This is a genomic window from Actinoplanes awajinensis subsp. mycoplanecinus (assembly GCF_001509495.1).
GTDB classification, from domain to species: Bacteria; Actinomycetota; Actinomycetes; order Mycobacteriales; family Micromonosporaceae; genus Actinoplanes; species Actinoplanes palleronii.
Genome location: NZ_LLZH01000013.1, coordinates 346,181 through 356,312 on the forward strand (window position 1 = coordinate 346,181; position 10,132 = coordinate 356,312).

10 protein-coding genes are annotated in these 10,132 nt (G+C 70.3%); 5 read left to right on the forward strand and 5 right to left on the reverse strand.

Annotated features, from left to right (window positions below; all coding sequences use genetic code 11):
* Positions 1–70: 70 nt before the first annotated feature.
* The gene (locus tag ADL15_RS04930) at positions 71–880 is read right to left on the reverse strand and encodes a hypothetical protein (RefSeq protein WP_067685365.1); all 810 of its coding nucleotides are present in this window, start codon (positions 878–880) and stop codon (positions 71–73) included.
* 230 nt (positions 881–1,110) lie between these two features.
* Between ADL15_RS04930 and ADL15_RS04935 the strand changes: the two genes are divergently transcribed.
* Complete coding sequence (locus ADL15_RS04935) at positions 1,111–1,935, forward strand: sugar nucleotide-binding protein (protein WP_394326910.1); 825 nt, start codon at positions 1,111–1,113, stop codon at positions 1,933–1,935.
* Here ADL15_RS04935 and ADL15_RS04940 read toward each other — a convergent pair.
* A complete protein-coding gene (locus ADL15_RS04940; protein WP_067685366.1) occupies positions 1,864–3,057 on the reverse strand; it encodes a low temperature requirement protein A in 1,194 nt (397 codons plus the stop codon). The genes ADL15_RS04935 and ADL15_RS04940 overlap by 72 nt on opposite strands.
* Positions 3,058–3,168: 111 nt before the next feature.
* Between ADL15_RS04940 and ADL15_RS04945 the strand changes: the two genes are divergently transcribed.
* Complete coding sequence (locus tag ADL15_RS04945) at positions 3,169–3,741, forward strand: alpha/beta fold hydrolase (RefSeq protein ID WP_157441169.1); 573 nt, start codon at positions 3,169–3,171, stop codon at positions 3,739–3,741.
* Positions 3,742–3,815: 74 nt separating this feature from the next.
* On the opposite strand, the gene ADL15_RS04950 is transcribed toward ADL15_RS04945, so the two are convergent.
* On the reverse strand, positions 3,816–4,394 hold the full coding sequence (locus ADL15_RS04950; protein ID WP_198170539.1) for an RNA polymerase sigma factor: 579 nt from the start codon (positions 4,392–4,394) through the stop codon (positions 3,816–3,818).
* Between the two features lie 117 nt (positions 4,395–4,511).
* Between ADL15_RS04950 and ADL15_RS04955 the strand changes: the two genes are divergently transcribed.
* A complete protein-coding gene (locus tag ADL15_RS04955; protein WP_232343892.1) occupies positions 4,512–5,381 on the forward strand; it encodes an MFS transporter in 870 nt (289 codons plus the stop codon).
* A gap of 144 nt (positions 5,382–5,525) precedes the next feature.
* The gene (locus ADL15_RS04960) at positions 5,526–6,686 is read left to right on the forward strand and encodes an acyltransferase family protein (RefSeq protein WP_067685369.1); all 1,161 of its coding nucleotides are present in this window, start codon (positions 5,526–5,528) and stop codon (positions 6,684–6,686) included.
* A 9-nt stretch (positions 6,687–6,695) separates the two neighbouring features.
* Here the strand turns inward: ADL15_RS04960 and ADL15_RS04965 are convergent, their stop codons facing one another.
* Positions 6,696–7,253 (reverse strand): nitroreductase family protein, encoded by a 558-nt coding sequence (locus ADL15_RS04965; protein WP_067685370.1) that lies wholly within the window; start codon positions 7,251–7,253, stop codon positions 6,696–6,698.
* Between the two features lie 255 nt (positions 7,254–7,508).
* Here ADL15_RS04965 and ADL15_RS04970 point away from each other — a divergent pair, with 255 nt between their 5' ends.
* Positions 7,509–9,713 (forward strand): RICIN domain-containing protein, encoded by a 2,205-nt coding sequence (locus ADL15_RS04970; RefSeq protein WP_067685371.1) that lies wholly within the window; start codon positions 7,509–7,511, stop codon positions 9,711–9,713.
* 24 nt (positions 9,714–9,737) lie between these two features.
* Here the strand turns inward: ADL15_RS04970 and ADL15_RS04975 are convergent.
* On the reverse strand, positions 9,738–10,132 hold a 395-nt coding region (locus ADL15_RS04975), incomplete at its 5' end, for a GNAT family N-acetyltransferase (protein WP_067685412.1).

Below are 10,132 nucleotides of genomic sequence, written 5' to 3' on the forward strand. Positions count from 1 at the left end.
TCAGGTGCGGTCACGAGCACGAAAAAGCCCCGGGAGCCATGAGGCTCCCGGGACTTTCGGTCAGATTCGGTCAGCGCGGGCGGCGACGGCGCTCGAGGCCGGGCAGCACGATGTGCGGGTCGAGGTCGTCACCGGAGGAGACCTGACTGGCGAGCCGGGCGGTGATCCGGCGCAGGCCCGGCCGGCGACGCCCGGTGCCGGTGTCCGGCTGGCTCAGCTGGTGGGCCTGCTCGCCCATCGACCGGGCGATCTCCTCGAGCGGGATGTAGAGCGCCCGGTTCGCGGCCGAACCCAGGTACTCGAACGGTGCGGAGCCGGCCAGCGCGGTGAACCGGCAGCCCAGCATGTCCAGGTTCCGGTACGCGGCCTGGTCCAGCATGCAGACCACGTGGCGGACGCTGGCCCGGTGCCCGGCGTTGATGAACGTCCGGTAGAGCATGCCGCTGACGACCAGGCTGTCCCGGGAGGCCCGGTACTGGGGCAGCACCGCGAGCGTCGCGTAGTCCCAGATCCGGCCGTCGTACATGCCGTGCTGGCGGACGATCTCGGACAGCTCGACACCGATCATGTCGGGCGCGTCGTCGAGGGTCTTGCCACCGCCGTCGATCGCCCGGGCGGCGCCGGCCGGCAGCCCCGTCTCCCGGTCGATGACCAGGAAGAAGAAGCTCTGCTCCTCGTACGGGCCGTACTCGGCGATCATGGTCGCTTCGTCCAGGCCGAACGAGGCCTCGAAGACCATTCGCTCAACGGTGCGGGCCACGTCGGCCAGCGGGTCGTTGGGCTTGACGGCCGTGGCGACGAAACGGTTCGTGGACGGGTGCTCGGCGAGGGCTGTCGCACAACGTTCGCGCAGCGTGAGGTCGTCGAGAGCGTAGGTCATCGGGGGGTAACTCCTTCACCTGGTGCAGGGTGTCCGAGTGACCGGGGGTCGCGGCCACGGGTTCATACCGGGGCGTTGTGGGCCTCACCGGCATATGGGGGGATTCGGACTTATGCAGCATTGACCAGGGTGCGAGCCACCGTCAAGACCGGGAGAGCTTTTCCACTGACCCGACCACGTGGAGTGACTGATCGATGACGGACTTTTCGGCACCTGCCATGCTTTCGCCCATGCTGAGGCTCCTGGTGGTCGGCGGTGGCGGCCTGTTGGGCCGCGAAGTGGTCCGGCTGGCGCGACGGGCCGGCCACTCGGTCACCGCGACCTACCACCAGCGGCCGATCGGGACGGACGGGCGACGCCTGGACATCCGGGACCGGGCCGCGGTGGCCGCGCTCGTCGCGGCGGTACGACCGGAAGTGATCGTCAACGCGGCGTACCGGCAGGCGGACTGGGCGACCACCGCCGACGGCGGGATGCACGTCGCGGCGGCCGCCGCCGAGGCCCGGGCCCGGCTCGTGCACGTGTCCAGCGACGCGATCTTCTCGGGGGCCGCGGACTCCTACGACGAGGGGACGGCACCGGATCCGGTCACGCCGTACGGCGCGGCCAAGGCGGCGGCCGAGGTCGCGGTCCGTGGGCTCGTGCCGGACGCGGTCATCGTCCGCACCTCATTGATCATCGGCGCCGGGACGTCGGAGACCGAGAGGTACGTGCACGACCTGGCCACCGGAAGGCGGAGCGGCGCCCTGTTCACCGACGACATCCGGTGCCCGGTCCACGTCGGCGATCTGGCCGCCGCGGTCCTGGAGCTGGCCGCCGACCCGCACCCCGGCGTACGAAATGTGGCCGGAAGTGATCCGATCTCCCGGCACCAGCTCGGCCTCTTGATCGCCCGGCGGGACGGCCTCGACCCGGCCGCCCTGCCCGCCGCGCTGCGGGCGCACAGCGGTCTGCCGGGCGCCCTCGCGGTCCGCCTGAACTGCTCAGCCACCCAGGCCGGGCTGGTCGTCCGCCTCCGTGGCGCCCACGAGTTCGTCGGCGCGGGCACGGCGTGAGGCCCGGCTGACCGGCGGCCGCAGCACCAGCACCACGACGACCGCCACCAGGATGATCGCGGTGAGCGTCACCGGAACCGGCACGACCGGGTCGAACAGCACCAGCACCGCCCCCAGCGGCACCGCGACGTTCACCACCCGGTCGGCGTTCTCCCGGATCACCACCCACCAGACACCCAGCATGAACACCGCGATCGGCACGGTGACCGTGAACGACGCGGCCACGTCGCTGAGCTCGCTGTGCCCGGTCAGCGCGTCGATCTCGACCTCGACGCCGGCCGAGAACGCGGCCGCCGCGGCGAAGATGAAGTAGTGGGTGTAGCCGTAGCGGAACGAGTCGCGTAGCCGGACGATCACGGTGTGGTGCGGCGGCCAGAAGTAGAGCCACCACAGCGCGCCGCTGACCACCAGGGTGACCACCGAGATGGAGATCAGCGGGGCCAGCTCGTCGGCGTCGTGCAGCGCCTCGATGATCGCGTTGGCCGCGCCCAGCAGGCTCTCGCCGAGCACGATCAACGTGAACAGACCGTAACGTTCGGTGATGTGGTGCAGGTGACGCGGCGTGGTCGCCTTCCGCTCGGCGATCACCGGAACGGCCATCTCGGCGAGCGCCAGCACCACGAACGACACGCCCTGAATGCTCGCCGGCAGGAACAGCCGGCCGATCCAGAGCAGCTGCACCAGGCCGATGCCGACGGCGTAGCGCCGGGCGATGCCCCGGTCCGGCCCGCCCGCGCGGGAGGCGCGCAGCCACTGGGTGATCATCGCGACCCGCATCACGACGTAACCGATCACCACGACGGTGAAGTCACCCTCGGTGAACGCCGGGTCGATGCCGGCCGCCAGCACCAGGACCCCGCCCATCTGGACGAAGGTAAGCACCCGGTAGAGCCAGTCGTCGATGCCGTACGAGGTGGCGAACCAGGTGAAGTTCATCCACGCCCACCAGATGGCGAAGAACACCGCCGCGTACGACAGCAGTCCGTGCGCGATGTGGTTCTCGGTCAGCGCATGGTGCAGCTGAACGGCGGCGATGCTCACCGCGACCACGAAGACCAGGTCGAAGAAGAGCTCCAACGGGGTCGCGGTGCGCCCGGGCTCGTCGGGATCGCGGGGTCGCATCGGTGTCAGTCGAAAGGGTGCGCGTGCAGTCACCGCGGCAGCGTAACCGCTGGTCCCCCTCCGGTCGTTACAGAGTTGCTTCCGTCCCACCTGCCTCCGGAGACCGATTTCGTGCATCCTCAGCCGCCTCGTCGCACCACCCACGCCCACGGCACCCCGCGCAACCGGCTCGTCTACGACCGCTGGGGGCGGTTCGGGCGCCCGGTGGTGCTGCTGCACGGCCCGTTCTACGACCGGACCATGTGGTGGCCGGTCGCCGCCGAGCTGGACGGCAACTGCGCCGCGATCGCCGTCGACCTGCCCGGGCACGGCGAGTCGGCACGGCGCGACGACCTGTCCGGCCTGACCCAGCACCTGGCCACGCTCGTGCACGGGCTGGATCTGCAGCGCGCGCCGGTGCTGGTCGGGCACGGGGAGTCGGCGGCGCTGGCGCACGCGTTCGCGGCCCGGTACGCGGTGCAGCACGTGATCACGGTGCAGGACGGGGACCTGGCTGCCGTACCCGAGGCGTACCGTCAGTTCGCGGTGCGGCGCAGCGACCCGGCACTGGCGCTGACCTACCGGGAGTGGTCGAGCGTCCCGGTCGGCGCGGCGCCGCAGGCGCACGTGGGCGACGGCCCGTTCCCGCACCTGCGCGACCCGGCCGCCTTCGCCACCGTGATCCAGGGCCTGGTCCGCTGTTGATCAGCGCCGTTTCTGATCACTGCCGTTTCCGATCAGCGCCGTTTCTGATCAGCGCCGCGCGCGGCCGATACTGATCAGCGGTGGGCGAAGTGTGTCGCCCGCTCCTCGTCCAGCAGCAGCCGCCGCAACCGGCCCAGCGCCCGCGCCCGGGTCGGCCCGATCGCACCGACCGGCATGTCCAGCCGGGCGCTGATCTCGGCATACCGCGCGTCCGGGTCGGTCGCCATCTGCCACAGCAGCCGGCGCTGCCGCTCGGGCAGGCGGGCCAGCGCCCGGCGCACCGACGCGGCCTGCTCGTCGCGCAGCAGACCGGCGTCCGGGGCCGCGCCGGGCTGCGGCAGCCACTCGTCCATCCCGGTCACCGGGCACTCCCGGTCCCGTCCGGTGACCGCGCGCAGGCAGAACCGGCGCATCGTCACCGCGAGCCAGGCGCCGACCGCCTCCGGGCACTGCAGCCGGTCGATGCCGCTGAACAGTTGCAGCCAGGTGGCCTGCAGCAGGTCACCGACCTGATCGGGTGGGATGCGGAACCGCCGGGCCACCAGCCGCAGCCGCGGGCCGTACGCCTCGACGAGCGTGCGCCAGGCCCGCTCGTCGCCGTCGCGGGCGTCCCGGACCACCGTCGCCACATCCATGGTCATCGTTTGCCGCATGTCGCCACTCCCCCTGATAGGCGCTCGATCGACCACTGAAGCCTGCCGATACACCGGGCCGCGTCGCGCCGGGGAAATCCCTGGTGTCGCATTGACCGGGGACGGCATGATCCGGGCATGATCCGCGAGACCCTGCCGGAGCGCCGGGAAGCACGTTGGCTGCTGGCCGGTGTGCTGCTCTCGTCGATCGGGCGGGGTCTGACGCTGCCGTTCCTGTTCATCTACCTGACCGACGTGCGCGGGCTCTCCGACGCGGCCGCCGGGATCGCGATCGGCTGGTTCGGCGCCGTGGTGATGGTGCTCCCGCCGGCTGACCGCGGCGGAACACGACCGGGCCGAGACCGACGGGTACCGCCAGGTGTTCTCCGACCGCGCCTTCCGGCGCCTGCTGTCCTTCGGCCTGCTACTCATGACCTGCGGTTACGCCCAGATCGAGGTCGGCTTCGCCGCTTTTCGGTACGGGTGGCCGACGTCAGTACCCGAGTGGTCGCCTGGGCCATGGCTGCCAGCACGATCGCGATCGTCGGCGCCCAGCTGGTGGTGATGCGCCGCATCGAGGGCCGCAGCCGCAGTCACGTGCTGGCCCTGGTCGGCGTGGTCTTCGCGGTGTCCTGGCTGGTGCTCGGCGCGGGTGGCCTGGCCGGTGGGCAGAACCCGCTGCTCGCCGCGGTCCTGGTGATCGCGTGCGCGGCGATCTTCGGGCTGGGCGAGACGCTGCTGCAGCCGGTCCAGCCGGCCCTGATCAACGCGCTCGCCCCGGACCGGTTGCGCGGCCGGTACAACTCGGCGCACACGATCAACTTCGGGATCAGCTCGGTGGTCGGGCCGGTGACCGCCGGCCCGCTGATCGGTGCCGGGCACGCGGGGGTCTGGGTGGTCCTGACCCTCGGCGGGTGCCTGGTGGCCTCGGCGCTGGCGCTCTCGCTGCGCGGCCTGCTCACCCCGGACCAGGACGGGACACCGTCCCCCATTTCCGGACATCGTTGATCTTTGTCTCCTCAGTTCATGCCACCACGGGCCCCGGATTCGACACACGCATCGACCGTCCGGCACTCTCTGAGCCGCGCGCGCACGGCCGGGCTCACGGCCGTGCGCGCTGCCGTCCTGCCAGACTCCAGGAAGTTGCCGAGCATGCCCCTCCCCGCGACACTGCCACCCGCCGCCGCCATCGCGGACCCGGTGCCGGCGCAGCGGACGAGGGCCGCGCCACCCGGCACCACCGGCGGACTCACGCGGCTTCCGTCGCTGACCGGGCTCCGCTGGGTGGCGGCGTTCATGGTGTGGGGATTTCACCTCGGCATCGTCATGCCCAGTTCCAACGCGACCCTCGCGCCGTTCTTCCGGGCGGTGTCGATGGGCGGCATCGGCGTCTCGTTCTTCTTCGTGCTGAGCGGCTTCGTCCTGGTCTGGAGTTACCGGCCGGGCGACACCACCCGCGCCTTCCTGCACCGCCGGTTCGCCAAGATCTACCCGAACTACGCGTTCGCCCTGTTCTGCGCGCTGATCGTGCTCGCCGTCACCGGCGGGGTGATCAGCACCTGGTCCGTGCTGACGAACGTCCTCCTGATCAACAGCTGGGTCTTCCACGCCGGTTTCCCGAACGCCGTCAACCCGGTCGCCTGGACGCTCTGCTGCGAGGCGTTCTTCTACCTCACGCTCCCCTACGTCCTGCCGCGCCTGCAGCGCCTGACCACCGAACGGCTGTACGTCTGGCTGGCCGCCCTGCCGGTCGGCGCGCTGCTGGTGAACACCGTCGCCCGCGAGGGACTGCCCCCGGTGGCCGCGCCGTACTTCGGCTTCTTCCCGCCGACGCGCTACCACGAGTTCCTGGTCGGCGTGATCGTCGGCGTGCTGGTGGTCCGGGGCCGCTGGGCCGGCCCGGGACTGTGGCCGAGCACCGCGCTGGTCGTCGTGCTCTACATCGCGCACAGCTGGGTGGACATCGGCGTGGTGGTACCGGTGGTCTTCGCCGCGCTCATCGCCGCCGCGGCCGCCGCCGACGTCACCGGCGAGCGGTCACCCTGGCGCTGGAAGCCGCTGGTCCAGCTCGGCGAGGCCTCCTACGCGTTCTACCTGATGCACTTCCTGGTCATGACGACCGCGGTGCACGTGCTCCAGCAGCACGGGCGGCACGGCTACTGGTTCGGCCACCAGCCGCTGCTCGGCGGCGCCGGCCTGTTCCTCGGCGGCACCATGGTCATCACCCTGCTGATCTCCTTCGCCATGTACCACTGGCTGGAGTGCCCGATGATGCGCGTGCTGAGAGCAAAGGCGAAGACGGCTCGCAGCTGACCGCCACACTCACTCTCCGGACGGCGGCCAGAGCAGGTCGGTGACGCTGCGGCGCTCGCGAGCGGGCGCCTCGGTGCCCCCCGACGCGGTGGCCCTGCCGATCGCGGTCATCGAGGTGACCTGCCAGTGGTCCGGGATGCCGAACTCCTCGACCACACCCTCGAGGGAGAACGCCCGGAACTGCCGGACCTGCAAGTCCAGCGCGGCGGCCTGCACGGTCAGGTGGGCCACCGCCTGGCCCAGGTCGTAGAGGGCGAACTCGGAGTACTCCCAGTCCGTCCCGGCGACGTACCGGTGGGCGAGGTTGACCACCAGCGCCCCGGCGTCCGGCGCCCACCGGGCCGAGCTACGCGCCAGGTGCCGCACCAGCCGCTCGTGCGTCGTGTCGCCGCGCAGCGCGACCAGGAAGCTCCACGGCTGCGAGTTCCCGGCCGACGGGGCCCAGCGGGCCGCCTCGATCAGCGACGTCATCTCCTCCGGCGTCACGGCATGCCGCCGGTCGAAGCCCGTCGGACTGCTCCTGCCGCGCAGCAGCGGGTGCAGGGCCGGAACACCGTCATTCGCCACGCCCTCAGCCTTTCACTCGCCGATCATCAACCGGCGGGCCGGGCACGCCGGTCTATGTAACGGCACCTGACGACAGACGCGAAAAACGGCAGGGAAAACACTCCCAGCTCATGAAACAAGTGAAACAGTCACCGGCAGTCACCCGTGAAACACACGGTCGGTTCCGGAACCATTAAAGAAACCTTAAAGCATCTTGAGACTTCGATGGGAAAGCCGAAATGCTGGGGTCCCCCACTCCCCCACGAAGGGCACAACATGTCCGCTCCCCAGCACCGCCGCCCATGGCGACGGCCCCGGTGGCTCGCCACCGGCACGATCGCCCTGGTGGTCGCCGGTCTCGGCATCGCCGGTATGACCGAGGCCCTGGCCGCCAGCAGCGGCACCATCGTCAGCTCCGCGAACGGCAAGTGCCTCGACGTCACGAACGGCAGCACCGCGAACGGTAACCAGCCCCAGATGTGGGGTTGTTCCACCGGACCGAATCAGAACTGGACGTTCGCCGACAACGGTCAGGTGCAGGCGCTCGGCAAGTGCCTCGACGTGGTAAACAACGGCACCGCCAACGGCGCGGCCATCCACCTGTGGGACTGCTACGACACCGTCGCCACCCAGAAGTGGACGCTGAGCGCGGGCAAGGACCTGGTCAACGTCGCGGCGAACAAGTGCCTCGACATCAAGGACAACAACCTGGCCGACGGCGCCAAGCTCCAGCTCTGGGACTGCGGCGGCGGCGCCAACCAGAAGTGGACGTTCTCCGGCGTCGCGACTCCCCCCACCACGCCGCCGACAACCGTGCCGACCAACCCGAACAACCCGGACCTCGGCCCGAACGTCACCGTGTTCGACCCGTCGATGTCCGCGTCGACCATCCAGAACAAGCTGACCTCGGTCTTCAACGCCCAGGTCGCCAACCAGTTCGGCAACGCCCGCTACGCGCTGCTGTTCAAGCCCGGCTCGTACAACGCGGACGTCAACGTCGGCTTCTTCACCCAGGTGGCCGGGCTCGGACTGTCGCCGGACCAGGTGAACATCAACGGTCACGTGCACGTCGAGGCGGACTGGTGGCCGGACGGGTCACAGAACGCCACCCAGAACTTCTGGCGCGCCGCCGAGGGTCTGTCGGTCACCCCGGGCGACGGGCTGGACCGCTGGGCCGTGTCGCAGGCCGCTCCGTATCGCCGGATGCACGTACGCGGAAATCTTGCTCTTTCCGATGGTGGCTGGAGCTCGGGTGGCTTCATCGCGGACTCCAAGGTCGACGGGCAGATCCAGTCGGGTTCGCAGCAGCAGTTCCTGACCCGCAACTCGGCGATGGGCAGCTGGGCCGGCTCGAACTGGAACCAGGTGTTCGTCGGCTCGACCGGCGCGCCCGCGCAGAGCTTCCCGACCCCGCCCTACACCACTGTCGGCTCCTCGCCGGCGATCGCCGAGAAGCCTTACCTGTACGTCGACGGCACCGGTGCCTACCAGGTCTTCGTCCCGGCGCTGCGCACCAACGCGTCCGGCACCACGTGGGCCAACGGCACCCCGGCCGGCTCCTCGCTGCCGATCAGCAGCTTCTACGTGGTCAAGTCCGGTGACACCTCGGCGACCATCAACGCCGCCCTGGCCGCCGGCAAGAACCTGCTGGTCACCCCGGGCGTCTACCACCTGAACCAGACGCTCGACGTGAACCGGGCCGGCACCGTCGTGCTCGGCCTGGGCCTGGCCACCTTCGTCCCGGACGGCGGCGTGGACGCCATGCACGTCGCGGACGTCGACGGGGTGCGGGTCGCCGGTCTGCTCTTCGACGCCGGCACCACCAACTCCACCACCCTGCTGCAGGTCGGCCCGACCGGCTCCAGCGCGTCGCACGCGGCGAACCCGACCGTGCTCTCCGACGTCTTCATCCGGATCGGCGGCGCGATCGCCGGCAAGGCCTCGGTCAGCCTGCAGATCAACAGCAACAACGTGATCGGTGACCACGCCTGGATCTGGCGCGCCGACCACGGCAACGGCGGCACGGTCGGCTGGAACATCAACACCGCCCGCAACGGCCTGATCGTCAACGGCAACAACGTGACGTTCTACGGCCTGTTCGTCGAGCACTACCAGCAGTACCAGACGATCTGGAACGGCAACGGCGGCAAGACGTACTTCTACCAGAACGAGATGCCGTACGACCCGCCGAACCAGGCCGCGTACATGAACGGCTCCACCCAGGGCTGGGCCGCCTACAAGGTCGCCGACTCGGTGACCAGCCACGAGGCGTGGGGCCTGGGCAGCTACGCCTACTTCAACGTGAACCCGGCCGTGGTGAACGCCCGCGCCTTCGAGGTGCCGGTGAACAGCGGCGTCAAGTTCCACGACATGGTGACCGTCTCACTCGGCGGCACCGGCACGATCAGCCACGTCATCAACAACACCGGCGCCGCGGCGAACAGCGGCCACCAGGTCACCAACCTGGTCTCCGGCCCGTAACGGTCGTGCCCGGGAGCGCGTCGTTCACACGCTCCCGGGCGCAGGCCCACGCGCCATGAACACGTCCACGTCGTCCTCGCTCTCGAGCGTGAACCCGTGCCGCTCGTAGAGCCGCCGCGCCGCACTCCCCCGCAACACGTTCAGCCGCACCGTCGCGCCCTCGCGGTCACACCGTTCCAGCAGGCCCCGCAGCACCGCCGTGCCGATCCCGGCCCCCTGCAGCCCCGCGTCCAGATAGAAGTGCTCCAGCCAGTAGGCCCCGCCGTCCGGCCGCAGCGCCACACACCCGGCGAACGCACCGTCCACCTCGATCACCCACGTATTCCCGGGCGCGAACCCGTCCCGGAACCGCTGCCGCACCCGATGCTCGTCATACCGCCCGAGCCGCTCCAGATCACCCCGCAACACCACCGCCCGCA